We start from the raw sequence: 23,875 nt of genomic DNA, 5'->3' as shown, positions 1-23,875 counted from the left end.
CGGGCGGCGTCAGTTGGTACGTTCAGACGTAACTGTCCAGCGGGTCGGTCCCGAAAACGATTGAGGCTTCGAGCCCATTGGTGATTTCAGAGAGTCCTGACGTGACATGCGAGAGCAACTCCCGTCCAGCTGGTGTTAGCGTGACACTGCGATTGGTCCGGTTGAAGAGACGTACACCCAGACGCTTTTCCAGTCCGCGGATAGCGTGGCTCAAGGCCGATGGAGAAAGATCCAGTTCTGCTGCAGTTTTGCGAAAGCCGCCTGTCTTGGCGATGGCGCAGAACAGGTTGAGATCTCCCAGATCTCCACGTGAAAGATGCATGATGCGTTTCGCTCGTTCGTTCATATCTGTTGAGTATAAACATACACCATGTGCCGTTTGACTCAATTACAAGCCTTATGAGGTTGCGCTAGGATGCCCGGATCAATCGCCTTTCCTGGCCACTCAGACAGAAGGAGCAACGTGAATGTCAGAAAGAATGCGAACAATCGTCGCAAAGGATCGTGTTGCAGTCATCACCGGTGCAGCAAAAGGCATTGGCGCTGCTCTTGCCCGGGAATTTGCGGCCCGGGGGATGCGCTTGGCACTTCTTGATCAGGACGGAGATGCATTGGAGGCGCTGGTGTCCACGCTGCCCGTTGAAGTACTGACTGTCATGGGTAACGTGACCGATGATACAGTGCTTCTACGCCTGCGTGATCAAACGCTGACCCGCTTTGGGGATGTCGGATTACTGGTGAATAATGTTGGTGTGCTGAGCAAAGCCGGTCCATGGGATTCACCCGATGAATGGGACCGGACTCTCAACGTCAATTTTCGCGCTGTCCTCAGTGCACAACATTTATTCGTGCCGCATATGATCGCCGCAAATCGTCCATCGGCCGTGGTGAATCTTGGCTCCAAGGAAGGGATCACTACACCGCCTGGCCACGCCGCCTATTCTGTCGCCAAGGCGGCAGTGAAGGTGCTCACCGAGCAACTGGCCCATGAACTTCTGGTCTCCACGGGTGGGAGTGTTTCGGCCCATCTTCTGGTGCCAGGTTATACATGGACCCCCATGAATTTCCACGGCAAGGACGGGCCTCATGACCGTAAACCGAAGGCCGCATGGACAGCGGAACAGGTGGTAGATTATTTTCTGCAGCGGCTATTCAGTGAGGACTTCTACATCCTGTGTCCTGACAACGAAGTCACATCCGAAATGGATATGCGCCGCATCCAGTGGTCAGCCGACGACATGATTCACAACCGTCCAGCACTGTCACGCTGGAACCCGGCTTGGGCGCAAAAATTTAAGCAATGGATGAAAGAAGCGTGAGCTTTCGAATGATCAGTTCCGGGCATCGCGAACTCTGGTCGCCGTCTGCTTCGCGTTAATCCTTTTCCTGACGATCATTTCAACAATCAGGACCGGATCGGCAGTCGCATCATATATCGTTGAGTGGACGAGACTTTCGGGGGCAAGAAAAATGTATGACATACAAAACCGATATAGTGGTGGTTCTAAAGGACGAACCAAGTGGACAGAGCGAATATCCGTTTTTTGCCCCCTGTTACCTAACTTAAAAGTAATAATCTTTCGACTGATGGTTGTCAGGATAACTTATTCTCTGTGTTGTAATCCGTGTCGGGATGTAGCGCGTACGGACCAACTACGTGAAGGCACTGACCGCCATCACGAAGACAAAAGCGTGCGTGTCGTAGGTTACGTTGACCCGACTGCAAAAAAACGTCGAGTTAATCTGCTCTTCCCCTCAAACGACAAGACTGATCTTCAACATCAAAGAAATCCGTCTACCCAATTATTCACCCATCCAATTACCACAACAGGCATGGAATCACAGATACCGACACCAAACAACGGAGTTACTAAGGTTCTCCAGATTATCGGGTCACTAGTTACTCAAATAAACCACTACAGGCATTTCCCTCTCGGCAGCGACTGTAGATGACGAAACGACCCAGATGTCAGTTTGAAATCAGAACGATTTAATAGTATTAGGATCGAAAAACCGCTGCGTAGTTAAATATGTATCTATTAAAACATCGTCATTATGGGTTATTTTAAATAATAGTGTTGCCCCAAGCCACATCTCATAGAAAATTTTTGCAGTTTTTTTTGGTTTTTCTGATATTGATATCGACCCATCTAAAATTGCGCATTCAATAGCACCTGCTATTTTGCTTATAATGTTATCGGTTCCCTCAATAAGCACTCTTCTCATCGGCTCAGACATATCAGACACCTCGGCACCTAGTTTAACAGTGAGGCATTTGCTCGTTTTTTCACCAACTCTCTGAGAAGACATCCATCTTTTCCAGTATAACATTAAGCGATCATACCCATTCAAATCTGGTCTGCTAAATATGTCATCAATTAAATCGGCGTAAGAGCGGAAATATTCTTCCAATACCTCAACCCCAAGGGCATCTTTAGACTTAAAGTAATGATAAAACGATCCCTTTGGGACATCTGCAGCAGCTAATATTTCGTTTAATCCAGCTGACGCAAAACCTTTCCGGCCGATTATCACTCGTGCAGCGTATAGAATGTCCTGCTTGGTGTCGCGATTATGCGCTGTGTGTTGCATGGAGATAGTGACTCATATATAAGAGTGAATAGACTAGTCGTCTACAAGAGTATTTTTGAATAAATAAGGAGTCCTAGAGTTTTATGTTTCTGATCATCTACAAGATCCGTGAAGTTGGTGTATATTAACATGTTCTTTTCAAAGTTCAGGAAAGAAAATAATAAAGATGTATTATCTGTACATCAAATTCTTGCGGAGTCAATATTCGAACACAGCTTGAGTGGCTGCTTTTATCTAAAAAATGGCAAGGTGGCTGATTGTAACAAAGCCATGTTAGATCTTGTTGGCGGTAATAGAGATCAGATTATAGGGTTGAGTGTTGAAAGATTTTCGCCAGAATTTCAGCCTAATGGAAAGAAATCAAGCGATTCCACTCAGGACATAGTAGAAAGGCTCCTTAAATATAGAAAACCTATTCAATTTGATTGGGTGCATTTACGTATTGACGGAACTTTACTTCCTGTTTTTGCAACGATATTTCTCATAAATATTGAAGGACATGACGAAATTGCTGTCGTCTGGGAGGACAGGCGTGAGCAATTTGCCTCACAAGAACAGCAGAAAAAAAATCAGAAAAACATAGAATTTATGACAGATTCTTTTCGTAGAGCTTTGCTAGCTATAAAAACAGGTGATCTAACGGCCACATTAGATCAGCCTTTTGCGCCAGAATATGAATCTATCAGAAACGATTTTAATGACGGGCTTAGTGCTATTAGTGCAGCGCTACAGAAAATTACTAGCAACACGGTTGTTGTCAGCAATACCTCTGCAGAAGTCTTCACCGCGACCGATGAACTAGCAAGGCGGACAGAAGAGCAAGCTTCCAGTCTTGAGCAAACGACGGAAACGGTTTCGTCTATCAATAAAAATATGCAAGAAATTGCATCAGTAACAAAAAATGCGCGGGATACATCGATTTTAACAAAGAATAGTGTTGATTTGTCTAAAGTCACCATCGAGAACACTATAGATGCCATGAAGAAAATTGAGGAATCATCTTCAAAAATCAACTCTATTATTGAAACAATCAATGGAATTTCATTCCAGACAAATATTCTAGCTCTTAATGCTGCTGTTGAAGCTGCTAGAGCTGGGGAGCATGGACGTGGTTTTTCAGTTGTTGCCAGCGAAGTCAGGACGCTTGCTCAGCGCACAGCCGACGAGTCTAAAAATATACAAGATCTCATCTCCCATTCTTACGCTGTTATCAACAATGGAGTCGGATTCGTTAGAGATACACAACGATGCATTTTAGATATTTCAACTCAGATTAACGATCTAGGTAATTTGATTGAAAGAGTCTCGACATCAGCAGCAGAACAATCCGGTGGGCTCAACGAAATCAATACAACGATGAACGAATTGGATACCATAACTCAAAAAAATGCCGCAATGGTTGAAGAGACCACTGCGGCAGTTCATAATCTTGCACGAGAGGCTGCGTCTTTAAACGATATCGTGAATCAATTTCAGTATAAACGGCACTATACGCATGAAATTTCAATTCCACCTAACATTGGAAGATAATTCACCCGCTACGTTAGTGTAATGTCAAGTCGTTATAACACTGAGTCTATATCCTATTGTTTGTAGGCTCAGTGTTAATGGGTAAACTTCCAACTTTTTGTTATTATTCGCAATTTTCTCTTTAACAGCGATGAATGGCCTGAGTATGATAACTTTCTTGTTGAGGTGGTCGTGAGATCTTATCATTGTCACCGTGAACTTCTATTACTGTATCGTGCCATCACCCTTCAATTTCCGTCAGATAAGCTTAAAAAGGCCTACCGATGATAGTTTTTCCATGCGGAAAGTGCGTACAGCAGGATTACAATAATTTATTCGACAAAAATCTTGTCGAGATTTATTTTCAACCCATCCTTGATGAGTGCCTTAATATAGTCTGCTTCGAACAACTAATGCGTGTTAAGTGCGGTTGTGGACGAGTATTTTCTCCAGATTATTTTAAACCATTATTGTCGGACAGCGATCTCCACAAAAAAGTCACGACATTATGTATTGATTCCGCGGAAGTATTCATAAAAAAATACACTGGTAAATATAGCGTTTCTATAAATATATCACAAATAGATATCAATAATAGAGTTTTTTTAGATCGTTTGAAGGATATTTCGAGAAAAAAACCACGATTCCCACAAAACATCATTTTTGAAATTTCTGAGAGGATGAAGGTTAACAAAAATATTGTTTCAAAAATCAAAAGACTAATAGATTACGGCTTTAAATTTTCCCTTGATGACTTTTTTTCGGAGCATAGCACATTGCTACCGGTTGTTGATATCGATCTGTATGGAATAAAGATAGACAAGGGTATGTTACAAAACTTTTCTTCCAATCTCAAAACGCGGTCTTTGATAGAAGCCATTATATATTATTGCAATAGAATGCAGATTTATTGTTACGCAGAGGGAGTTGAAACAATTAGTGCATTCTACGAATTAAAAGGAATGGGTGTTAGAAGATTTCAAGGCTTTTTCTGCTCCCCTGCTGTCAGTTTAGACGAACTGGACCATCTTATTGAGAGTTGGACGGTACAACATAAGTAGAACTGAAGTTACATTTATATTTAGTTATGAATCTGTAAGTAACCATATTGCAGAGAATAATACAAAGGCGGAGCGACTGTTGAACCTGCACTGGATTTGTGTACGTCCAGACTTCGGTCGACTACGGAGTAGATCGCGCCACTTTTAAGCAGACGCGTGCTGCGGCTTCTGAGTGCACCTTCCTTGAACGCTGATTGGCAATGAGCCACGCGAGACAAGATGGATGTGAGCGGAAGCTGCAGGTGACCCAGTCCATGCGTGCCCACGTTAATACAAAAACTACTAAAAATAAAAGAGGAGAGAAAAAATGGAAAGAGATGATCATAGCGTAATGAGCATTCGGCATCGTCACGATTTTATCGGAATGAATGAAGACGATTTTAACGCTATAAAAGGTCTTCGTAACACTCTTGTAAATGCATTACCTGACGCTCTCGATGCTCTTTATGAGAAAATTCGGAAAACGCCCGAATTAAAACGTTTTTTTTTCGTCTGAATCAAAAATAAATCAAGCAAAAAAAGCTCAAACCCTTCACTGGCAAGCTCTTCTAGACGCCCATTTCGATGGATCATATGTGAAGCAGGTACGTCGGATAGGAGAAGTTCATGCACATAGTGGCTTGACCCCCCGTTGGTATATCGGCGGATACACGATCATTCTTGAACGCCTCATTCACTCCATTATAGAAGATCGAAAGGATGGTATCGGGTTCTTTTCTCAGGCATCTGGACGAGAGCGTTTGGCCAAAAATGTAACTAGCCTGTGTAAGGCTGTTCTAACAGAAATAGATCTTACAGTATCATATTATCTGGATGCGATGGAAACAGAGCGGGCTGAACTGCGTGCAGAACAAGAACGACGAGCACAGGAAGACCGCAGTGTCATTTCATCAATTAATGCGGCTTTGACGTCTTTAGCGGATGGCGATCTCAGCTATCGCGTAACAGGAATATTTCCCGAACGCTCTGAGCTGTTGAAACAATATTTTAACGGTTCAGCGGAGCAGCTTTCTAAGAGTATCGGTAGAATATCAATATCTACCAAAGATGTTATGACAAATGCTGAAAGCATACATCACGGAGCAGATAATCTCTCTTTGGCAACAGAGCAACAGGCCGCTGCACAAGAGGAAATGTCGGCAGCAGTGACACAAATTGCGCTAAGTGCGTCTGAGACAGCTAAAGAGACTATGAAAGCCCAACGTATGGCTAGTTTAGCACAATCAGAAGCTGAGCAAGCTAGTAAAATCACAGCTGATGCAATAGAAGCCATAAATAGAATGGAACAATCTTCCAAAGAAATAGCTAATATAATTGGTTTAATAAATAATATTTCTATGCAAACAAATATTTTGTCACTCAATGCCGGGGTGGAGGCGGCAAGGGCCGGTGAGTTCGGGCGCGGTTTTGCAGTTGTGGCAAGTGAAATCCGCGCGCTCGCCGAGCGTTCTGCAAAGGCCAGCAAGGAAATAGCCGCGTTAATCACAAAAGCTGCTGCCGATGTAATCTCTGGCGCCACGCAAGTACATAACGCCAGGGAAGCTTTGGAACGCATCACAAGTCAGGTTATCGCTATTAACGAAGCTACAACCAAAATTGCAACAGAAACCCAATCACAATCGGCGGGGCTGAACGAGGTAAAAGTAGCTATTAGAAGTTTGGAGAAAACGACATTAGAAAATGCTGCCATCGCTGAAGAAAGTGCTAATACCGCACAAAGATTAGTTATAATGTCTAATGAACTATCTGATGACGTTTCAATATTCAAAATTGATTCTGCCTCAAGGGAAGAACGATAAATTTATTCGTTGCGCTGTAAGTTCTGGCTACAAAAGAACGTTTCAATATTTTGGACATTTGATTCAAAGATGATCTTCGCGAAGACCAGTAAACACGTCGCGACCTGCACACGATAATCGTCTGTGTCTCAATTGGGCGCTTTATGTGCTGCGTGTCAGTCCTTCGTCACGCCATCTACATGAGCGCTACGGACAATGGAACTCAACCCGTCGGTGGACACGGAAATGCGTCTGGCACGCTCTCGTGGCGTCAACCCGACGGGACGGGGGAGTTTCTGGTTATTCCGGCGCTGATGCCTTGATACACTCACCGGTCGTGGCACACCGCCACCTGCTGGCCGACAAGCGGTATGATGGTGACAGGATGCAGAAGAACATGCTTTTTGCGTGGTATTCTTCCCGTAATCCCAGCCCACAAAGCTTCCGCACAAAGATTGTCTTGTGCGCTGGCTACTGAATTTTACCAAAGCGAAGCCGCAGGATGACGTGACGATCCCTTCCATGGATATCGCGATTGCGTTCTTTGGCTATAAATAGCACATCTCCATAATCTGGAAGTCTATGGCTGCTCTGAAAATGGAAACCGACAAATACTTCTGGCGTCCCCGGGATTTTATCCAACCCAGCCACGCACACCCTTCCACGCCTCATTCAACAAGCTCCCGGCAACCTCCCTGTCAGAGGCGGATCCTTCCAGATCAGGATGTCGCAAGACGGCATAATAGATCTCGCGCATGTCCTCTATGGTCGCGTCATCACGCATCCATCCGCAGACCCGTAACTGACTGATGACCTGACGGTTCAACTCTGCATGCCTGACCCGGAACGCCTCATAAGCCTCCTGAGTGTCAAGCTGCTCCGCCTCCCGTTCGACATGAATAAGCGGCAACGCCCGCGCTACGATTTCTTCCACCAGTGGGTTACTCATGATCAACTCCCATATCCGTTGAAGGCCGCACCACGCGGCCCTTAGACCTGTCCGGCGCTGGCGTTTGTGTCCTATCCTTAACCATATCTTTTTCAGAACCCAGCGCGACAAGCCTGTTAGCCCGTTCCGCCGCATCCTGCGCGATCAGCGCCTGACGCCTGAGATTGCGCCCCAGATCGTCCCATCGCTCAGTGGGGACTTTGCGCAACGACACAGAGGCGGCCCGGCTGCGTGCCCGTTCCCCCGGTTGCTGCTCATCCTCCTCTATCTCTTCCCGGTCCCGCTCGCGGCGGATCCACTCGATCTGGCCCTGCCGGATCTTCATTTCCTCGCCCGTCAGGTCAATGGCGACAGACTTGTATGGATGCTTGCCCATGTCGCCCGCAACGCGGTTCAGCAAATCCTCATACGTCACAGGGGTCTTGTCGCCCAGCGGCCGGGAAAACGTCTCCGCTTCCCGCACAGACGCTTCTCCCACCATTGTCCATGACGCATGGACATGGCGGCTTTCCGCGACATAGGCCGTAAAGCCTGTCATCGACGAACTGCCCCGTGGCAGCGCATTGACATGCTCATCCGATGTCGCGCCCTGTGCTGCGTCAATCGTCATCGCATGACCAAAGCCAAGGGCAATGCGGCCAGTCTGCCGATCCGCCAGAGAATCCCACGGCACCATACCCTCTGTGCCGCCACGGTTCTTGAGGATCAGGCCCTGGTCTGACCAGCCCAGAACATCGACAAAATCACCATTTGACCCCAGCTCCAGCCACCGTTGCCCATAGGAGCGTTGGGCACGACACCGCACCTTGCTGAAAAGCCTCAGCCGGTCACCGACAGCAATCGGCAGATCATAGGTCTCACCCCGCTGGTCAATCGCAGCCCGAACGACCTCCTCTTTCCCGACCTCCCCGCGTTCACGCAGGCGCTCACGCACCGCCATGCTGAGCGCCATAACGTCCTCATTCGTGGGGGCGGACATCGTAATCCCGCGCTTACTCCCAGCAGCGCGAAGCATGTCGCGGCGCTTGAGGTAAAACTCCGCAATATGTGCGACAACCTGCGCGTGATCACCGCCGACGAGGCTGAACGTCCCATCCGTCCGCTTGAGGTCTATCGCCTTGCGGGCGCGCTGCGCATCCTCGGCGTTCTGCTCCTCCTCTGATTTCGTCATGTCGCGGCCCGTGCCACGAAACAGACCCGCGATCATCCGGCCGCGCTCAGTTTTCTGGCGGATAGTACTCAACAGCTCAAACCGCACACCCGCTGGCACCGAACGCATCATCAGTTCCACGCTATCACCCGCTTCAATAGCCTGCGCCTGCTCACGGTCAGCGATGATCCGCATGGAAAAGCCCACCTCCTTCTGCAGTCGCAGGAGCTTGAGCATCTGGTTCGGAGCGATCTGGCTTCCCTCGTCAATGATAAGAACCGAGTTAGGAGCAATCGCCACTCGCCCCGCCTCGATCTCGCGCAAAAGCGGAGAGAGTGCGACCGTCCGATCCACCCGGCATCCTTGAGCGCATCCGCCTGTCGCCACGCCATGGCTGTGCCGATGACCTGGCGCCCTTCCTCTTTCCATGCTGTGACCAATGGTGACAGGAGCGCCGTCTTCCCTGAACCAGCTGCCCCGGTCAGGAAACCAAGCCGCCCCGAAAGCCCGAGGCCATAAATGGCTGCCAGCTGGGCGCGACCGTGATCCGGCTCACGGTCAAAATCCAAACCGGATGCCTCAATCGCCTTGTGCAGAGCCTCCCGCGACAACGCCCCGTCCGTATCGCGCGCCGCCAGCGCCACCAGCTCAGAAAACTCTTTCTCGACGCTAATCTGGAACTTGGAAGTAACACGCTCGCGCCCATGTATCGTTTCCACGACAAGATCCGTCTGCTCCCCTTCCAGCACGACGCCCCGCTGCAAAATCATCTCGCGGACATGATCCATGTCACCAGCCTCATGGATGCCCGCCGCAATCAGGCCGTGCGCTGCGTGCATCCTCAGCACGTCCAGATCGAGAACCGCGCTACTCTTGAAGTCTTCCGCGACCAGCCGGGCGGCAATCGCATAAGCTTCCTCAAACCGCTCAGCATCGGTCTTCGTCGCATACACCGCGTCCGTCAGCGAGGTCGTATGCTTCCAGCCCAGTTCGCCAGCCTGCTCCCGCCATATCTCACGGTCGTTGCTCCCGGTATATTTCTTCGCCCGGTAGGCCAGATTGGCCTGATGCAGAACCTTGAATTTCTGGTCGGCCGACATCGTCTTCCAGTCACCACCCTGTCGTGCGACAAAAGCCTTCGCCTGCTTTTCGGCCTGTTTGCTCCGTTTAGAGAACGCCTCGCAGACCTCCTTGGGGATGTCGTCAATAACGACCGCCCGGCCCCGAGCATCAATGCTGACCTTGATCCCCAGTTCGCGGAGCAGCTGGGCGAGCTGCGCCTGAAAGTAGGCCCCGAAGATGTGGGGCATCGTTTTCGTGATCCGGGCGGAATCCAGAGAGCCGACGTGTCCGTCCGCCGTGGCAACCATGTTCAACAGGATGTTATGAATATGGGCCTGCGGATCGCCGGGCACTGGAATTTCGACCGAAGCCGTGGGGCCTGACGCACCATCCTGAATCTGCATGGCCGGGCGGGCCGCGTAGTGTCGAAAGGACACCCAACCAACCTCGCCTTGCTCGTCGATCTGAACGCCATTCACCATCCGTCGTGCCCAGCCCAGCTCCGCCGCTATCAGCCTGAGTGCCCGATCATTCGCCGTATGGATGGCGTGCCAAATCAGCGCCTGCTCGGCTTTCGTGGACGCGAACTCAGCGGCAAGCGTGACGGACTTGTCGGGCGAAGCGGTAAAATCAAACCCAGAGATCGTGCGTTTGCGGCCACCCGCTTTCCGACCCGCCTGTTTGGTCGTCTTGTCACCCTCAATATCGTGCCATTCCTCGCCAGTATCGGCACGCTTGGCTTCGAACAGGTTGCAGAGTGCTTCATCCGAGGGCGGAGCCGTCAGATCAATGCCGAGTGCGCTGGCTGCAAGCGGACCAATGCCAGGCCCCCAGTCGCCACGTCCTTCCCGGCCAGTATAGTAGTTGTTGAGACGGCCGCCCTTTTCGTGACCGCTGCCCGGCGACGCTTCAGCCCCGGGCGCTGCATCCATCTGATGCTCGCGCAAATAGGCCATGATAAGCTTCCCCGCCCCATCGGCGGAGAGTTTGCGGAACGTCATCATGGCGTGGCGCCCAATCTGGCGACCAGTTCCTGAACAACAGCCTGCATCTCAACCGTGGCCTGTGTCTGGACCCCGATGCTCTCCGCTAAGGCCTCCAGCGCTTTAGCAAGCCGGTTGCCCTCATCGTCCTCAGGGGGCGTCAGTAGCCCGATAATCGTGGTGATACCCTTTGTCGTCTGCTCCGCCTGCGCCTGCAGGAGCATCAGTATCTTCGTGTGCGCCTGGAGCGTGTCGCGCATCTGCGCCATCTCGGACATCTATCTGTACTCCGTTGTAAAACGGCCTACAGACTCTCACAGATGGTTGTGACGCCTGTTCGTGTGCGCCGACAGGCGCATACTACTGCCCGGGTGGGCAGCCTTCGCGTAATGTCGACAACAAAGCGGCCACGATCTGCATGACCGCCTCCCGGTGTGCCTCTGGCAGAGCGCCAATCTTCTGGCATCGACCGCTTCAATCGTCGCGATCTTGGCCGTGCGAACCATGGACGGAGATGGAAGACCGGCCGCCCTGAAATCGGCGATGTCGATGTCAAGCGCCCACCGCCTGTGGGCGACCGACGTAACCATCAGAACCCAGAGCAGATCGGGCGCTCCGGCAGACTGCACTACCCGCACGACAAGGGCCGGGCGATGCTGGCGGACGGGACGGTTTGTATACGGGAACGGAACCTTGATCAGGTCCCAGACCTCAAAGCCCGGCATAGGCATGTTGATCTGCGACAGAATTCCACTCGCTGAATGTCGCGAAGGGATCATCCTGCTCCGCTGTTGCCGATACCCGGGTCAGGATGACCTGACCGTTCTCCACAACATAGCCTATCTCGTCACCAGGCTGCAGGCCCAGTGTCGTACGGACAGCCTGCGGAATGGTCGTCTGCGACTTGCTTGTGAGGCGACTTCTGATCATGCCCGAATTGTAAGGAATTTCCTTGCAGCCCGCAAGTCTTCTGTCGCCAGCACGACATGCACGCCTCCACCCTCAGCACAACGCCTTCAGGATGCACCCAACAGAAGCCCGCGACACGCCTTCAAGCCCGATCAGCGACTGCTCTGTAACCGATAGGCTGACGCGCCGCAGGCGCGGCAAACGGAACGTTTGCATTTGTATATGGAGAAATCTTTTTGGTGATGTTGAAGTGAAGTAGTCATGAGGTAGAGCGCGAGCAAAGCTGATGCTTTATTGATGCGGAAGTGATGGCGTGTTATAGGGTGCGTGCGCAGTCACAGTTGAGCGCAGAGGACAGGGAACGAGTAAAATGTCGGCAGCAGGCATCGGGATAGAAGGGGCACTGGAGGCGCTTGACGGCGCTGCTGGCGTCGCATCTGTACGGGCATGGATGGAGCGCCATCGCGAGGCGTTGCTGGCACATCAGGACGGGCGCCGGATCAACTGGCGGGCGCTGTGCGATTGGTTCGCCTCGGTCGGATTGCTGAACGGCAAGGGCCTGACGCCGAGCGTCCGCTGCGCCCAGCAGACTTGGTACCGGGTCGGGAAATGGCTTGAGCGACGGAACGAGCGCGCTGCGGCGCGACAGGCCGAAACCCTGCGCCTCGAAGCGGAACGCGAGAGCGAAAAAACGGCTATTCAGGCGGAAATCCGCCAGCGCCGCGAGGCGGAAGCCGCCGAAAAGGCCGCCCTGCGCGACAGGATGGAAAGGACAGAAAGGGCGGCGGCATGGCGACGCGAGGAAGTCGCCCGCGTGGCGGAACACAACCAGCGCATGGCGGCAGAAGCCGAAGTACGAAAGGCGCGGGCGGCAACTGTCGCCAATCCGCAGTCAACAACGGGAAACAATGTTGTCGCGCTGACTGGCGACACGCCACTCGTCACACTTGATCTGCCCAAAGTGGTAGGCGTGTCGTATCGGGCCTATGAGCCGTTCGACCCCACCCTGCCGCCAATTCGCAAAGGGGAAATCAACCCCCTGAGTGGGAACGCATGGGAATTTGGCGACGATCTGCCGGGCTATCCCAGCAAGCGGGGTTACGAATTCGAAGATGACTGGCTGAGAGATGTGGGTAGGCTGCTGCGCGCTAGGCACAACACAACCAGTTCCATGACCGAGGAAGAAAAATTCGCCTTTCGTATCGCTCGTGGGAGAGGAAGACTCTGAACCTTAAGCCTCTGCACAGCGTCACAACAGAATAAGAGACAATGGTGAGAGGCAGGCATTGTGCCAGTCTCTCATCAGAAGGTCTCATTCTATGGCTGATGCCAGTAAATTACCCCCAACTCCCACTCGCTCCCCCCGCGCCCTGTGGCGCATAGGTCGCGGCCGCAGCGGCGGAAGTCTAGGCTGTGCCGTCATCGCACGACATGCCATCGGGCTAGGTCATAATGTGCTTGTCGCTGATGGCGACATCAATAACCCGATGCTGTCGCGTCTTTATCCACCAGAGGGAGCACATGGCGTTGGCCGCCCAAAAAACGCGACACTTGAAACCTGTAAGGTCTGGCTGGCCGATACATTGGCGAAGGCGTTGGAACAGCACGCCTCGGTAGTAATCGATATGGGCGGCGGCGACAGGATTAGCGAGGAACTTGCGGCGGAATCTGATCTTGGGCACTTTCTCGCTGCATCAAACCTGATTCCGACCTACGCCTATTTTACCGGTCCAGAACGGGATGACTTCGAGCATATGCACAGGATCTGGCTGGTGGTGCGTTTCAGGGAGGCACTAGCGTGCTCTTCCTGAACGCTGGCCTACAACGTAACGCGAGCCGTGCAGTGGATCCGTTTGCATGGTTGCGAGAAGATCCGCGGTTACTCGCCATGTTGAAAGCGGGGGTCATTCCCATCGACATGCCCGCGCTCACGTCGATGAAGTATATAGAAGAGGAAGGACTGAGCGTATTTGACGCCGTCGACAACAAAGCAGGAGGGTCGGGGCGGCACCTTAATCCACTGTGGGTCCATATGGCTCAGAAATGGCTGAAGGACTTCACCCATAATCTGGATGAGGAGGGAGCCGCCGAATGGATGCCATAAGTCATTCGATCAGCAGAACGCCGGAAGAGGAAGCGCGACAGCGCTTCCTTGCCAGCCTCCACGATGCGGGCATCGATCTGAATAGCCCGCTTGGGCTCCTGCTGACCTGTCTGGGCGATGCAACAGCCGAAACATGCCAGAGCGTAAACGCCGCTGCAGCCCGAATAGCAGCCGCCGAAGAAACTGCACAGATCAGCCTGGTCCAGCTACGCAAAGACCTGACAAACGGCCTGGAAGCTGTGCAGGCAATCCGCTCGGCAGGGGAGCAGCGGGTCAAGATGGAGGAGGAACGCCTCAAACAGTACCAGCAGGTGACCATTGACAAGATGATCGCCTCAATCATGGGAGGACTGAAAACGGAGCTGTATGACCGGCTGAAACAGCAGATGCCACACCATGAGCAGGGGTTTTATCTTGCGACACGCTGGAAAGCGATTTCACGTCTGGCACTAGCCGGGGCGCTGCTTTTCTGTAGCGGTCTGCTAGCCCATTATGCGGTGGTGTCCCATACGCTGGAACGGGCGCGCTACTGTGAGGGCCATAGCTACGTTGCGGAAAGCGGACAGGCATGGTGTGACCTCACACCCTTGCGCATCCCGGCCCAGAACCAGAACTAATCTTTTGTGTCCAAAATGGCGCGCGGTCGCCGCGCGCCATGTCCACCAATTCAGAACGGGATTTCGTCTACCGGACCGGCGTTGCCGTAGGCAGGAGCCGCCTGCCTTCGTTCGGGGGCTGAACCGTAATGCCCGCCCGCTTCGTCGCTGTCCGGGCGGCTGTCCAGCAGAACCAACTCGCCACGGAAGCGGTCCACAACCACCTCTGTCGTGTAGCGTTCCTGCCCGCCCTGGTCGGTCCATTTACGGGTTTGCAACGTGCCTTCAAGGTACACCTTGCGGCCTTTGCGCAGGAAGCGTTCGGCAACATCGGCCAGCCGATCATTAAAAATGACAACGCGGTGCCATTCGGTCCGCTCGCGCTTTTCGCCCGTTGCGCGGTCGTTCCATGTGTCGCCAGTAGCAAGCGAGAAAGAGACGATCTTCGCGCCACTCTGCCCATGACGCACCTCGGGGTCTTTGCCCAGATTACCCACCAGAATGACTTTGTTGACGCTGCCTGACATGTCTAAAACCCCTAAAGAATGAAATTATTTTTGTCTGTCGTGATTTAAAAATTAGTCTTCGTCATCATACTCGTCGCAACCGGCGGGGCAGAAACCCAGATCGATCCCATGTTCACAGCAGCCACGCGTCAAAATCTCAGCTTCATCCTCTGTGACGTAAAAACCTGATTTCTTAGCCAACGCCACAAGCTCGCCCCCCATTGAATCAGAAAGCTGCGACGACTTTGCATCGATATTTCTGGAGAATGTCATGGCAAAACACTCATAGGAACTGCCGCAGCCACGCATCGCTTCCTGTTGGATTACCTCCATCGTAGCCACAAGATCAGGGAACTGGACAAGGGCCGGGTTGCCCTGCATCTCGAATTTTGCTGGAATGGAAAGAACGTCGGACATGAAAGCCTCTCTTTCTGTTCTGGCTAGTCCCGGTCTGGTGTTCCAGCACCGACCGGGGCGTTTTGTTGTTCGGGCCTATTCCCTCCCAACAAATAAAGAGTAGTGCATCCCGACAAAAAGATCAAGAAAAAAGCGCAGAAAACTGCGAAAAATGCTTGTTGTTTCAGTCTTTTTTACACAAATAAACGAAACAATATTGCGAGTTATATTTCTGTATTTGTGGATTCACCTTTCCGACAAGAAAAAATTGGTAAATGTTGTTTCGTTATTACATTTCTTGTCCTTCCATACATCACGCCCCCCTTGCACCCGCTACGCGGAACGGTGGGCAAGAGGCATGGTCGCCCCACCCCACTCCTTGCCTCCTGAGCAAAAAGGCCTCTTTCCCGGCACAAGGGACTGACTGCACCAGAGGGCGCGTGTGACGCGCCAGCCGTAGGCCGCCGTAGGCGTCTGGTGAAACCGCCGACCCTGCTCACTGGTGCAGGCACAAGGTCATGACTGTCCGCAAATCCATAGGAGGGACCCGAGGGCCGTGCGACACGACCGCCAAGAGTCTGGTGGCGCACGGCCCTCGGGAGGTCCCTGTGGAGTTGTGGGCAGCACGCGGGGACGAATAGCGGCAATCCGGTTTTGTCGAGTAGCCGTTATTTCGGGAGAAGCGGTGATGTCGCCATCCAGGTATTAAGACCATTCGGGCATATGGCAGTGCAAACCCGCCACCATAGGTCCCGGCGCAAAGTCGTGGCTATCCACAAATCCACAGGAGGGACCCGAGGGCCGCGCGACACGACCGCCAAGAGTCTGGTGGCGCGCGGCCCTCGGGAGGTGCCTGTGGAGTTGTGGATAGCCCGCCGGGACAACGATACGGCCCTTTTTACAGGCCGGAACGCAACAAAATCAGGAATGAAGACCAAAATGCATCACGGCGGGCTTATGCCCGCCGTGCGATTTCCCGATGATAGTTTACCAACTACCTCTTGTGTTCAGAAGACTGGCGGGCTGGCAACAGCCGCCGTGCAAGCCACCCGCTCGCGGCAAAGGTAACAGCAAACACACCGAGCACCATGACTGTGTTAGTCAGGAAGGCGTTTGTCATTGCTTATCCTCCTTTGAGGTTTCCTTAGCAGGAATATAACTCAAAAACTCAAAAGCTGCACGTTCCAAAATTGCGGCAACCATAACTGCGGGCAACTTACGCCATGACCACCCACCTGCCGCGAAGAATGGAGAAATAAGCGACAGGCCCACCAACGTAAGCGCAAGATTCTGGCAGGCAGACGCCGCCAATTTGAGCCGCTCTGTGAGCTGTATCTCATTCTGTGGGGGCTTTGCCGGGATACCTAGCATTTCTAACACCGCTCCGGAAATTGAAGTCAGCCGGGCCAAAAGGCCCGGCTGTTTGTTGTTCAGATACCAAGCGCCTCGTCTAGAGCGGCGGCGGCTTCCTGTGACACTGTGCGGTTATTCGCACGGGACTGGTAGGGCTGCCATTCTTCGCCCATGACTTCGGCATAAGCCGTGCAGGCTCCGCTGGCGATATGGTACAGAGCGTATGCCTTCACTGCATGTTCGGCTGCGGCCCGGCGCAAGCGGCCTGTGTAGTTATCCTGTCCGTCGATGCCCATGCGGTCGTCGTCGCGGTGTTCGTTCGCCCATTTATCCTTTGCGTCTTTTGCAAGCTGGCGGCGGGTTTCGTAGTAATTCGCCGCACCATGAGCCGAGCGCACAAGCGCATCTACGATACGGTCAAGATGTATCTTGATCGCCTTAAAATCATCTTCGCCGTTAAAAGACATGACCAGAACGGGCCGTAACGCCTCATACTGATCCCGAACGGTGCTCAGGCCGAGGCCGATCATTTCGTCAACGTCTGCAACGTCCAGACCGAAACGTGCGCTGATAAGAGCAATCTGGTCGTCTGAGGGGGCCAGAAGCTCCACATTAGCCAAAGAAGGAGACCGCTGCGCTTTCATGCGCTGTTCCGTTTCGTGGAACTGACGGGCGCGGGCGGGAGAGACGGAACCGGCGGCATCACCCTTGCGGGGGGAGTTCGCCTTGCTTACAGTGTTCTTTACGTCGGACATGAAAATCTCGCTTTCTGTTCTGGCTAGCCCCGGTTTGGTGTTACAGCACCGACCGGGGCGTTTTGTTGATCGGGCCTATTCCCTCTCAACAAGTAAAGATTAGTACATCCCGACAAACATAGCAAGAGAAAAAGCGCAGAAAACTGCGACAAATGCGTGTTTTTTCAGTATTTTTTACACAAATAAATGAAACAATATTGCGCGTTATATTTCTGTATTTGTTTCCGCACATTTCCAACAAGAAAAAATTGGTGAAGGTTGTTTCGTTATTACATTTCTTGTCCTTTCATACATCACGCACCCTTGCACCCCGCTACACGGAACGGTGGGCAAGAGGCATGGTCGCCCCACCCCACTCCTTGCCTCCTGAGCAAAAAGGCCACCTCCCCGGCACAAGGGACTGGCTGCACCAGAGGGCGCGTGTGACGCGCCAGCCGTAGGCCGCCGAAGGCGTCTGGTGAAACCGCCGGCCTTGCGCACTGGTGCAGGCACAAGGTCATGACTGTCCACAAATCCACAGGAGGGACCCGAGGGCCGTGTGACACGACCGCCAAGAGTCTGGTGGCGCGCGGCCCTTGGGAGGTGCCTGTGGAGTTGTGGGCAGCACGCGGGGGGACACGGTGCTCCATACCCGGACAGAGCCCGCCCGACAGGCGTCACAACCGGTTGCGTCATACTGCAAAGAGCGAGCGGAACTGCCCTCGCCAAACAGAAAGCAGAGACCATGACGCCAACGCCAGAAACCATTTCCACACCTCAGGAAAACCCTCATCAGCCTCCCCAGCGGGTCTTTATCCGGGACATTCTCTCTTCACTGGTTCAGGAAGTCATTCCCAGACTGGCACGGGGATTGGTCTATTTCTCGTTCGAACTGGTCGAAATATGTCTCAAGGCGTTTTTCATCTTCCTGTTCGTGAATTTCTGCGCCTTATCCATCCTGTTCATGGGCGACTACATTTTCTGCCATGGCACACACGCGGAGCGTTTCTACGACATCGCCAATATCATTGCGTCCCATATGACTGCGCAGAACGTTTTTTCCTTCATTGGTTTGTATTGGCTGTGCAAAAGAGGGGGCACTGAGTCCGGGGTATGTGCCACAATAACCGCCAGAGAAATGCAGTCCCACACCACGAACTGACCCCAGCCGTTACCGGTGTCCTCTGGCCAACCGGCAAACCGCCCCCGACCTTTCCCAAACACAGGAGCCAGACATGGCACGACAGGGCGACCTGTTCGGATGGAAGCGGCCACGCAGTGCGCCGCGCATCCTCGCGCACCTGACCGATTGCGGCGATCACGGCTGTGTTTACCAGCCGGGTATGCGCATGGTCGCACTTTTCACCTGCCCGCGTTGCGAGTGGGAAAGCCGCTGGATCGAAATGCCAAGCGTTACGGCCTGTCGCAAAGGCATCGCCTGTGAGCCGTGCAATGCTGAACGGGCCAAAGCCCGTAACAGCGTTGCACGGCCTCACACACCTCAGCGCGTGTCGTCCGGGCATGCAAAAAAGCATCAGAACAGAATTGCGTCCCAGTCCGGGCCATAAAGCACTTTCATGCGCCGCGCGTAGCGATCGTAACGCGCGGCCGCTTCACGCGCCTGGGCCTCAGCATCCGCCTCATAGGCCCGCCATTTCTCGCACCAACCAGCCAGTTCCGGAAAACGCCGAGACAGCTGATCCACATCGAGCCACTCCTTCGCTCCGATCCGGCCATACGCGGTAATGTCGCTCATAACCGTCACCAGCGTAGAGACGGTATGGAGCACGATATTGCGGGCAGGATCGTACAGAGTGTTTGGCCGCTCCGGCACCCACGCCTCCAGAACGCGCCACGGGCCAATGTCGTGCGAACCGGGCAGGATGCCGCGAAATCCCGCACCCACCCGGGCAAAGGGCCGTATATTGGCGATGCTGGTATCCGATTCAAACAGCATGACACGGGCTGTCCTGCGCCCCGGCCGGGGCCGTGTTACACTCAGCAGAGCAGCGAAATACCCGCTCCTGTGCACACGACCAGCCTGCCAGATATCAAGGCCCGTTCTCGCATAGCGCGAGGTGTCATCAGGATTGTCCCATGTCAGGGTATGCACCAGCCGGGGATACCGGCGCGTCAGGCGGGTCATCAGCGGTACATGGAAACTCTTGTGCATAGGCTCCAGTTCGAAGGACAGCAGCTTTCGGGAGGTGTGTATCCCAAAGACCGGGGGCGGGCAGACGCCCGTATCGCGACATGCCGCACGTAACCAGTCCCGTAATGCCGCACGATCGCGCGCAGGCCCACGCACTTGTACGCGCACATCAGGTAGCCCCATGTCGCTCATACGCTGCCCTCCCTGCGGGTAACGGCAAACCAATGACGATACCATTCCCCATCATCCAGCGGCGGGGGCGGGGCATTGCGCTGCACATGCTGGCTCGGTAGGCCGGGAACCGCCTGTTCAACCAAAGTACGCATCATGCAAGCCAGTGCTGTGCGATTGCACTCGGGCATGTCGCTCCCATAGCAGACACGCACCAACTCGTCGGCCAGACGCTCACGCGCGCTCCAGACCCTGTCGCACGGGGCAATCGACACCGAGATCAGGGCAGCCTGTTGGCCCCTTGCCAGCACATCAGCGGGCATGTTTGAGGGAGTACCTCTCCACAGTGGAGTGACGGCGATCTGTTTGTGCATTGTTATCTTTCTCCTTCATCCCTCTGCCGCTGCATGGGATCGGGACGGGGGCAACGGACGCGCGAAGCGCGAGCCTGCGACCGTTGCGGCCGCCCCGATCCCATGCGAGGCGTCACAATGCTTTGTGCCAGCCTGTTCACCTGTTCTTTTCTGCTATGGTTTTTACTGATGCTTTTCCTGCGCACCTTTGTTGCCCGTTCCCGCTCTGCCGTTTCACTCTGCTGGTATGGGGTATGCGTTTTCGGGCTGAGCCTGCTCGTGCTTTACGGCATCCTCGGCATCGGCCTTCAGGCCAGTCTGATGGTTGTCGCCAACACGCCGCGCCTGAGCCTGCCTGCCCTCTATTGGCTTGCTCATCAGAGCAGCGGGCAGCTACTCGATGGCATTGCCCGCAAGAGCCAGATCATCAACCAGCTCTTTCACGGAGTTAGCGGCGTCATTGCCCAGGGCGCGATGGCGCTGCGGCTGTGGCGTCGCCGCCGTCAGGCGGCAAGCCGCATGTCCACCGGCGATGCTTGCGCTGCGGCCAGCAAAAACTCCACAGCCGTCGATGCGTGACGCGCGGCTGTGAAAATAGCCCGCTTGTCCGCCTTCATGATTTTGATCCAGCTCTGAAGATACGCCGCATGGCGCGTGGTCGGCGGCACACCTTTCACAGCACATATCTGTGCCGCTGCCAGTTCGGCCACGAGTTCCTCCATCTGGTAGGCAGCATCGCCAAAACGCTGGCCAAAGGTCCTGTCCAGACGGTGAGACGCACCTGTCCAATGCGCAGCTCATGAGACTGGACCCGGAACAGATCAAAGGCGTTTTCGAACGCCTGCGGCTCCGGGCACTGGATGTAATCACGTGAGGGAACGTAATAGCTTCATCGCCCCCAAAACGCATATCCGCACCAGTCGCCGCAACAAATGCGTCCAGTGCTGCATTGGCGAGCACAGGTGCGCAAGCCTCCTGAACTGGAAGCTCTATTCCTTCTATCTGGTCGAGGTTGAAGACCGTGTAGCGTTTCAAAAAGGGCACCGCACGCGGGTCTTCCTCACTCCCCTCGGAGCGCTCACGCTCACTCTGGGGGACATAAGTGGACGCTTTTACGATCATCGTTCCACGTTCGCCGCGGCGCACATGCCCACCCACCTGAACGGCCTGCCGATAGGTCATCCAGCGGCTACTCGAATAGCCCTTTATCGCCCCGGAAAGCCACAGCAGAACGACGTTGATCCCCGAATACCGGTTCTTCGTCAGCGCGTTTGTCGGCAGACCGGCTGCCCCCGTTGTCTTCCATGGCCGTGTCCATGGCAGCGCGCCACTTTCCATCTGGGCAAGAATGGTCTGCGTCACCTCGGCATACAGGTCGAGACGTTCGCTGAGGGCATCATTGCCTGTGGATGTGCTGTTTCTGGCCATGTGTTTTTTTCCTTCCTGACGTCGCCGCCCGATGGGGCGGCTGATACGCAACCGGAAGGGGTCGCCACAGGCAGGCCAATCATACGCAGCACCGTAGCGCAGCGAAGGACCGTAGGTTGATTGGCATGCCGGCGGCCCCAGAAGGGCGTGTCAGCCGTCCCATCGGGCTGCCACGTCCTATCTGTGTTTTCCTTTGGCTTTGTTGTCGTGTTGTCTTCCTTCCTGTCGTGTCTGATCGGGGTGTTTCCGGTACTGCGCGGTTTGGCCTAAATGCCCAATGCACGCCGATAGATATCGAGCAGGGTTTCCTGTTCCTCCACTTCAGACGGTTCAAGCTTGCGTAGCCGGATGATCTGGCGGATGACTTTCACATCGAAGCCAGCCGATTTCGCCTCGGTGAAGATGTCCTTGATGTCGCCTGCGAGCGCCTTGCGCTCCTCCTCAAGTCGTTCCACCCGTTCGATAATCGAGCGTAGCCGATCTGCCGCAATCCCCCCAACAGCCGCATCCGTGCGCGTGTCCACACCGCCGTCCTCATCACTGTCTTCTTGAAACTGTCCATCCAGCATGGTCTATCCTTTCGTGTTAACGCGGCCCATCAGGGCCGCGGATTAAGCCGATGGCCATCTTCCAACAATTCCAGCCACCGGGATTCCCGCGCATCCAGTGTCTCACCCCCATCCAGACGACGCCGCAAAGCGGTGCGATGCTCTCCGAGTTTCTCCGCAAGCTGGCGTTCTGACCAGCCAATCACCAACTGAGCCCGTAACACCTCCCATTTCCCTAAAGGTGGACGGTTCCCGCCCGGCCGGACACTAAGCGCCAGCGGAGTGGGATAGCGGACATGAACCGCCTGCAAGGCGATCAGCCACGCCCGGAACGGCTCAGGCATCCCGCCTTTGCGCATCCACCGCGTAATCTCATGGCGATCATAGCCTGAGCGCCGCGACAGCTGTTGGAGCGGCCATCCAATCCATACCAGTGCCATACCGATCAACACGCCATCGGCATGGCGGACGGGCCGCTCCCCGGGTTTGTCCAGATCGGTCACAACTTGCACACCATTCTGTCCACAGATTCTGGGGATAACTGCCTGTCTCGTCCTGCCAGCAGAAGTGAAGCGGCCTGCATTACACATCCTCTTCCCCGCCCACGCGCGAGAGCGCTGGCGGGAAGACGGGCCAACGACCAGGGGAGGCGACAGCATCCCAGCTCCACCAACTCTCCTGCCCGTAGACCTCGTTGTAATAGCGTGCCTTTTCTGCCCGGCGAGCCGCATAAGCTTCATCCGCCCGCCCGAACACCTCCATGGGTGTGCCGCGCGGATCTTCGGTATCCGTCAGGACAAAATCCGGCAGCACCACATCACGCCCGACATCGAAGCGCAGAGGTCGGATAAAGCTCCGGCGCTCGTGTACCAGCGCACGGGCAATCGCCAGCTCATGGGCGCTCGACACGGGTGTGAGCGTATCAGGCTCAACCTCCATGAGCGCAATGTCATCCGCACGACAGCGCACCAGCGCAACACCCCGATCCAACCCCACCCGCACGGTCGCCGTCACCAACCCCACGACCCGGATGGTCCGTTCGGTACGCGGCCGCGCCAGAGCGGCCATGGCCATCGGATAGCTGCGTGTGAGGCGCTCATGCCAGACAGACGCCGCACTCACGCGAAGATCGTAAGCGCTAGCGCCATCAAAGCGGAGTGAGCAGAACTGTCGACCTTCCTTCCAGTCTACAAGAGCAATGTCGTCCACAATCCCGAGCAACAGGATCCGCCATGTGTCACCGCAGCTCCGCGCGGTCTCGCGCAAAAGCGCGGGCCCATCCTCGTCGCCATAGCCAATCATGGCCAGTCTGTCCGACAAGGTCTGGTTGCGGGCTGGCACGATCCGTAAAGCAGCCCTATCGAGTGCTTCACGGACAAAGGACCAGCGTCTGCGAGCACGGTGCACACCCCGCGTCCAGCTATTCAGTCCGGCTTCTTCCCAGAGTAGATGCAACAGGCCCAGTTCGGTCATGCGCGCCTGTCGCACCACCCCGGGCTGGCCTCCCCGTCGCACGGCCTGCGCAGCATCGGCCGGGCCGG

30 protein-coding genes and 1 pseudogene are annotated in these 23,875 nt (G+C 54.3%); 11 read left to right on the top strand and 20 right to left on the bottom strand.

From position 1 onward, the window contains the following. Positions 1-22: 22 nt before the first annotated feature. On the bottom strand, positions 23-346 hold the full coding sequence (locus tag JCM25146_RS24585; protein ID WP_277909589.1) for a LysR family transcriptional regulator: 324 nt from the start codon (positions 344-346) through the stop codon (positions 23-25). 121 nt (positions 347-467) lie between these two features. On the opposite strand from JCM25146_RS24585, the gene JCM25146_RS11155 reads away from it, so the two are divergent. Continuing rightward, positions 468-1,319: an SDR family NAD(P)-dependent oxidoreductase gene (locus JCM25146_RS11155; RefSeq protein WP_025827997.1), complete on the top strand. Its 852-nt coding sequence runs from the start codon at positions 468-470 to the stop codon at positions 1,317-1,319. Positions 1,320-1,980: 661 nt separating this feature from the next. Here JCM25146_RS11155 and JCM25146_RS11150 read toward each other — a convergent pair. After that, on the bottom strand, positions 1,981-2,592 hold the full coding sequence (locus JCM25146_RS11150; RefSeq protein WP_025827996.1) for a TetR/AcrR family transcriptional regulator: 612 nt from the start codon (positions 2,590-2,592) through the stop codon (positions 1,981-1,983). A 129-nt stretch (positions 2,593-2,721) separates the two neighbouring features. Here JCM25146_RS11150 and JCM25146_RS20825 point away from each other — a divergent pair, with 129 nt between their 5' ends. The 4 genes from JCM25146_RS20825 to JCM25146_RS11135 all read left to right on the top strand — a co-directional run bounded on the left by JCM25146_RS20825 (position 2,722) and on the right by JCM25146_RS11135 (position 6,961). After that, positions 2,722-4,122 (top strand): methyl-accepting chemotaxis protein, encoded by a 1,401-nt coding sequence (locus tag JCM25146_RS20825; protein ID WP_148299059.1) that lies wholly within the window; start codon positions 2,722-2,724, stop codon positions 4,120-4,122. Positions 4,123-4,385: 263 nt separating this feature from the next. Beyond that, complete coding sequence (locus JCM25146_RS11140) at positions 4,386-5,162, top strand: EAL domain-containing protein (protein ID WP_025827991.1); 777 nt, start codon at positions 4,386-4,388, stop codon at positions 5,160-5,162. Between the two features lie 307 nt (positions 5,163-5,469). Next, positions 5,470-5,658, top strand: coding sequence for a protoglobin domain-containing protein (locus tag JCM25146_RS21530; RefSeq protein ID WP_081774843.1), 189 nt, complete (start codon positions 5,470-5,472; stop codon positions 5,656-5,658). 7 nt (positions 5,659-5,665) lie between these two features. Beyond that, positions 5,666-6,961, top strand: coding sequence for a globin-coupled sensor protein (locus JCM25146_RS11135; RefSeq protein WP_242401077.1), 1,296 nt, complete (start codon positions 5,666-5,668; stop codon positions 6,959-6,961). A gap of 613 nt (positions 6,962-7,574) precedes the next feature. Here JCM25146_RS11135 and JCM25146_RS11130 read toward each other — a convergent pair. The 6 genes and pseudogenes from JCM25146_RS11130 to JCM25146_RS11110 all read right to left on the bottom strand — a co-directional run bounded on the left by JCM25146_RS11130 (position 7,575) and on the right by JCM25146_RS11110 (position 12,014). Next, the gene (locus JCM25146_RS11130; RefSeq protein ID WP_148299058.1) at positions 7,575-7,889 is read right to left on the bottom strand and encodes a hypothetical protein; all 315 of its coding nucleotides are present in this window, start codon (positions 7,887-7,889) and stop codon (positions 7,575-7,577) included. Further along, positions 7,882-9,468, bottom strand: coding sequence for an AAA family ATPase (locus JCM25146_RS24580; protein WP_277909588.1), 1,587 nt, complete (start codon positions 9,466-9,468; stop codon positions 7,882-7,884). The genes JCM25146_RS11130 and JCM25146_RS24580 overlap by 8 nt, the downstream gene beginning before the upstream one ends. Continuing rightward, positions 9,456-11,057 (bottom strand): annotated as a pseudogene (gene mobF / locus JCM25146_RS24575) (MobF family relaxase); the annotation flags it as partial. The gene JCM25146_RS24580 and the pseudogene mobF, both read right to left, overlap by 13 nt. 44 nt (positions 11,058-11,101) lie before the next feature. Beyond that, positions 11,102-11,362 carry a hypothetical protein gene (locus JCM25146_RS11120; protein WP_025827986.1) on the bottom strand — a complete coding sequence of 87 codons (261 nt, stop codon included), beginning with the start codon at positions 11,360-11,362 and terminating at the stop codon, positions 11,102-11,104. A 36-nt stretch (positions 11,363-11,398) separates the two neighbouring features. Then, the gene (locus JCM25146_RS24955) at positions 11,399-11,809 is read right to left on the bottom strand and encodes a type II toxin-antitoxin system PemK/MazF family toxin (protein ID WP_051544205.1); all 411 of its coding nucleotides are present in this window, start codon (positions 11,807-11,809) and stop codon (positions 11,399-11,401) included. Beyond that, on the bottom strand, positions 11,796-12,014 hold the full coding sequence (locus JCM25146_RS11110; RefSeq protein ID WP_025827983.1) for an AbrB/MazE/SpoVT family DNA-binding domain-containing protein: 219 nt from the start codon (positions 12,012-12,014) through the stop codon (positions 11,796-11,798). The genes JCM25146_RS24955 and JCM25146_RS11110 overlap by 14 nt, the downstream gene beginning before the upstream one ends. A 349-nt stretch (positions 12,015-12,363) precedes the next feature. Between JCM25146_RS11110 and JCM25146_RS11105 the strand changes: the two genes are divergently transcribed. From JCM25146_RS11105 to JCM25146_RS11090, 4 genes are all read left to right on the top strand, one after another. Next, on the top strand, positions 12,364-13,221 hold the full coding sequence (locus tag JCM25146_RS11105; protein ID WP_025827981.1) for a hypothetical protein: 858 nt from the start codon (positions 12,364-12,366) through the stop codon (positions 13,219-13,221). A 226-nt stretch (positions 13,222-13,447) separates the two neighbouring features. After that, on the top strand, positions 13,448-13,804 hold the full coding sequence (locus tag JCM25146_RS11100; RefSeq protein ID WP_025827979.1) for a hypothetical protein: 357 nt from the start codon (positions 13,448-13,450) through the stop codon (positions 13,802-13,804). Beyond that, positions 13,792-14,097 carry a hypothetical protein gene (locus JCM25146_RS11095; protein WP_025827978.1) on the top strand — a complete coding sequence of 102 codons (306 nt, stop codon included), beginning with the start codon at positions 13,792-13,794 and terminating at the stop codon, positions 14,095-14,097. Before JCM25146_RS11100 ends, JCM25146_RS11095 begins: the two co-directional genes overlap by 13 nt. Next, positions 14,085-14,714: a hypothetical protein gene (locus JCM25146_RS11090; RefSeq protein ID WP_025827977.1), complete on the top strand. Its 630-nt coding sequence runs from the start codon at positions 14,085-14,087 to the stop codon at positions 14,712-14,714. The genes JCM25146_RS11095 and JCM25146_RS11090 overlap by 13 nt, the downstream gene beginning before the upstream one ends. Positions 14,715-14,764: 50 nt before the next feature. On the opposite strand, the gene ssb is transcribed toward JCM25146_RS11090, so the two are convergent. The 5 genes from ssb to JCM25146_RS11065 all read right to left on the bottom strand — a co-directional run bounded on the left by ssb (position 14,765) and on the right by JCM25146_RS11065 (position 17,703). Continuing rightward, positions 14,765-15,220, bottom strand: a complete 456-nt coding sequence (gene ssb / locus JCM25146_RS18950) for a single-stranded DNA-binding protein (RefSeq protein WP_025827976.1) — start codon at positions 15,218-15,220, stop codon at positions 14,765-14,767. A gap of 51 nt (positions 15,221-15,271) precedes the next feature. Then, a complete protein-coding gene (locus JCM25146_RS11080) occupies positions 15,272-15,616 on the bottom strand; it encodes a hypothetical protein (RefSeq protein WP_025827974.1) in 345 nt (114 codons plus the stop codon). A gap of 973 nt (positions 15,617-16,589) precedes the next feature. Next, positions 16,590-16,715, bottom strand: a complete 126-nt coding sequence (locus JCM25146_RS24570; protein ID WP_277875558.1) for a hypothetical protein — start codon at positions 16,713-16,715, stop codon at positions 16,590-16,592. Next, the gene (locus JCM25146_RS11070; protein WP_148299057.1) at positions 16,712-17,005 is read right to left on the bottom strand and encodes a hypothetical protein; all 294 of its coding nucleotides are present in this window, start codon (positions 17,003-17,005) and stop codon (positions 16,712-16,714) included. Before JCM25146_RS11070 ends, JCM25146_RS24570 begins: the two co-directional genes overlap by 4 nt. Positions 17,006-17,025: 20 nt before the next feature. Beyond that, positions 17,026-17,703 (bottom strand): hypothetical protein, encoded by a 678-nt coding sequence (locus tag JCM25146_RS11065; RefSeq protein WP_025827970.1) that lies wholly within the window; start codon positions 17,701-17,703, stop codon positions 17,026-17,028. A gap of 724 nt (positions 17,704-18,427) precedes the next feature. On the opposite strand from JCM25146_RS11065, the gene JCM25146_RS11055 reads away from it, so the two are divergent. Beyond that, the gene (locus tag JCM25146_RS11055; protein WP_025827965.1) at positions 18,428-18,844 is read left to right on the top strand and encodes a hypothetical protein; all 417 of its coding nucleotides are present in this window, start codon (positions 18,428-18,430) and stop codon (positions 18,842-18,844) included. Between the two features lie 73 nt (positions 18,845-18,917). Next, positions 18,918-19,250, top strand: coding sequence for a hypothetical protein (locus tag JCM25146_RS21520; protein ID WP_199897738.1), 333 nt, complete (start codon positions 18,918-18,920; stop codon positions 19,248-19,250). Here JCM25146_RS21520 and JCM25146_RS11050 read toward each other — a convergent pair. The 7 genes from JCM25146_RS11050 to JCM25146_RS11015 all read right to left on the bottom strand — a co-directional run. Beyond that, positions 19,217-20,026, bottom strand: a complete 810-nt coding sequence (locus JCM25146_RS11050; protein WP_025827963.1) for a hypothetical protein — start codon at positions 20,024-20,026, stop codon at positions 19,217-19,219. The two genes, JCM25146_RS21520 and JCM25146_RS11050, sit on opposite strands and share 34 nt — an antisense overlap. Next, positions 20,023-20,328 (bottom strand): hypothetical protein, encoded by a 306-nt coding sequence (locus JCM25146_RS11045; protein WP_025827961.1) that lies wholly within the window; start codon positions 20,326-20,328, stop codon positions 20,023-20,025. The genes JCM25146_RS11050 and JCM25146_RS11045 overlap by 4 nt, the downstream gene beginning before the upstream one ends. A gap of 264 nt (positions 20,329-20,592) precedes the next feature. Next, positions 20,593-20,736 carry a hypothetical protein gene (locus JCM25146_RS22485; RefSeq protein WP_159101988.1) on the bottom strand — a complete coding sequence of 48 codons (144 nt, stop codon included), beginning with the start codon at positions 20,734-20,736 and terminating at the stop codon, positions 20,593-20,595. A gap of 15 nt (positions 20,737-20,751) precedes the next feature. Then, entirely contained in the window at positions 20,752-21,786 is a 1,035-nt protein-coding gene (locus JCM25146_RS25240; protein WP_081774841.1) for an ArdC-like ssDNA-binding domain-containing protein, read from the bottom strand. A 266-nt stretch (positions 21,787-22,052) separates the two neighbouring features. Next, the gene (locus JCM25146_RS11025) at positions 22,053-22,355 is read right to left on the bottom strand and encodes a DUF2312 domain-containing protein (RefSeq protein ID WP_025827956.1); all 303 of its coding nucleotides are present in this window, start codon (positions 22,353-22,355) and stop codon (positions 22,053-22,055) included. Between the two features lie 29 nt (positions 22,356-22,384). Then, positions 22,385-22,837, bottom strand: coding sequence for a hypothetical protein (locus JCM25146_RS11020; protein ID WP_025827954.1), 453 nt, complete (start codon positions 22,835-22,837; stop codon positions 22,385-22,387). A 79-nt stretch (positions 22,838-22,916) separates the two neighbouring features. Beyond that, positions 22,917-23,875, bottom strand: a 959-nt coding sequence (locus JCM25146_RS11015) for a DUF1173 family protein (protein WP_025827951.1), incomplete at its 5' end; no start/stop codon positions are given.

The organism is Acetobacter okinawensis JCM 25146 (genome assembly GCF_000613865.1).
GTDB lineage: Bacteria > Pseudomonadota > Alphaproteobacteria > Acetobacterales > Acetobacteraceae > Acetobacter > Acetobacter okinawensis.
The sequence above is the reverse complement of the archived record's forward strand: the minus strand, read 5'-3'. Positions and strand labels throughout refer to the sequence as shown.

Coding starts and splice junctions, on each gene's coding strand:
- JCM25146_RS24585 (WP_277909589.1), bottom strand. CDS start 346: ATGAACGAACGAGCGAAACGCATCATGCATCTTTCACGTGGAGATCTG.
- JCM25146_RS11155 (WP_025827997.1), top strand. CDS start 468: ATGTCAGAAAGAATGCGAACAATCGTCGCAAAGGATCGTGTTGCAGTC.
- JCM25146_RS11150 (WP_025827996.1), bottom strand. CDS start 2,592: ATGCAACACACAGCGCATAATCGCGACACCAAGCAGGACATTCTATAC.
- JCM25146_RS20825 (WP_148299059.1), top strand. CDS start 2,722: ATGTTCTTTTCAAAGTTCAGGAAAGAAAATAATAAAGATGTATTATCT.
- JCM25146_RS11140 (WP_025827991.1), top strand. CDS start 4,386: ATGATAGTTTTTCCATGCGGAAAGTGCGTACAGCAGGATTACAATAAT.
- JCM25146_RS21530 (WP_081774843.1), top strand. CDS start 5,470: ATGGAAAGAGATGATCATAGCGTAATGAGCATTCGGCATCGTCACGAT.
- JCM25146_RS11130 (WP_148299058.1), bottom strand. CDS start 7,889: ATGAGTAACCCACTGGTGGAAGAAATCGTAGCGCGGGCGTTGCCGCTT.
- JCM25146_RS24580 (WP_277909588.1), bottom strand. CDS start 9,468: ATGGAAAGAGGAAGGGCGCCAGGTCATCGGCACAGCCATGGCGTGGCG.
- JCM25146_RS11120 (WP_025827986.1), bottom strand. CDS start 11,362: ATGTCCGAGATGGCGCAGATGCGCGACACGCTCCAGGCGCACACGAAG.
- JCM25146_RS24955 (WP_051544205.1), bottom strand. CDS start 11,809: ATGCCGGGCTTTGAGGTCTGGGACCTGATCAAGGTTCCGTTCCCGTAT.
- JCM25146_RS11110 (WP_025827983.1), bottom strand. CDS start 12,014: ATGATCAGAAGTCGCCTCACAAGCAAGTCGCAGACGACCATTCCGCAG.
- JCM25146_RS11105 (WP_025827981.1), top strand. CDS start 12,364: ATGTCGGCAGCAGGCATCGGGATAGAAGGGGCACTGGAGGCGCTTGAC.
- JCM25146_RS11090 (WP_025827977.1), top strand. CDS start 14,085: ATGGATGCCATAAGTCATTCGATCAGCAGAACGCCGGAAGAGGAAGCG.
- ssb (WP_025827976.1), bottom strand. CDS start 15,220: ATGTCAGGCAGCGTCAACAAAGTCATTCTGGTGGGTAATCTGGGCAAA.
- JCM25146_RS11080 (WP_025827974.1), bottom strand. CDS start 15,616: ATGTCCGACGTTCTTTCCATTCCAGCAAAATTCGAGATGCAGGGCAAC.
- JCM25146_RS24570 (WP_277875558.1), bottom strand. CDS start 16,715: ATGACAAACGCCTTCCTGACTAACACAGTCATGGTGCTCGGTGTGTTT.
- JCM25146_RS11065 (WP_025827970.1), bottom strand. CDS start 17,703: ATGTCCGACGTAAAGAACACTGTAAGCAAGGCGAACTCCCCCCGCAAG.
- JCM25146_RS11055 (WP_025827965.1), top strand. CDS start 18,428: ATGACGCCAACGCCAGAAACCATTTCCACACCTCAGGAAAACCCTCAT.
- JCM25146_RS21520 (WP_199897738.1), top strand. CDS start 18,918: ATGGCACGACAGGGCGACCTGTTCGGATGGAAGCGGCCACGCAGTGCG.
- JCM25146_RS11050 (WP_025827963.1), bottom strand. CDS start 20,026: ATGAGCGACATGGGGCTACCTGATGTGCGCGTACAAGTGCGTGGGCCT.
- JCM25146_RS11045 (WP_025827961.1), bottom strand. CDS start 20,328: ATGCCCGCTGATGTGCTGGCAAGGGGCCAACAGGCTGCCCTGATCTCG.
- JCM25146_RS22485 (WP_159101988.1), bottom strand. CDS start 20,736: ATGAGCAAGCCAATAGAGGGCAGGCAGGCTCAGGCGCGGCGTGTTGGC.
- JCM25146_RS25240 (WP_081774841.1), bottom strand. CDS start 21,786: ATGGCCAGAAACAGCACATCCACAGGCAATGATGCCCTCAGCGAACGT.
- JCM25146_RS11025 (WP_025827956.1), bottom strand. CDS start 22,355: ATGCTGGATGGACAGTTTCAAGAAGACAGTGATGAGGACGGCGGTGTG.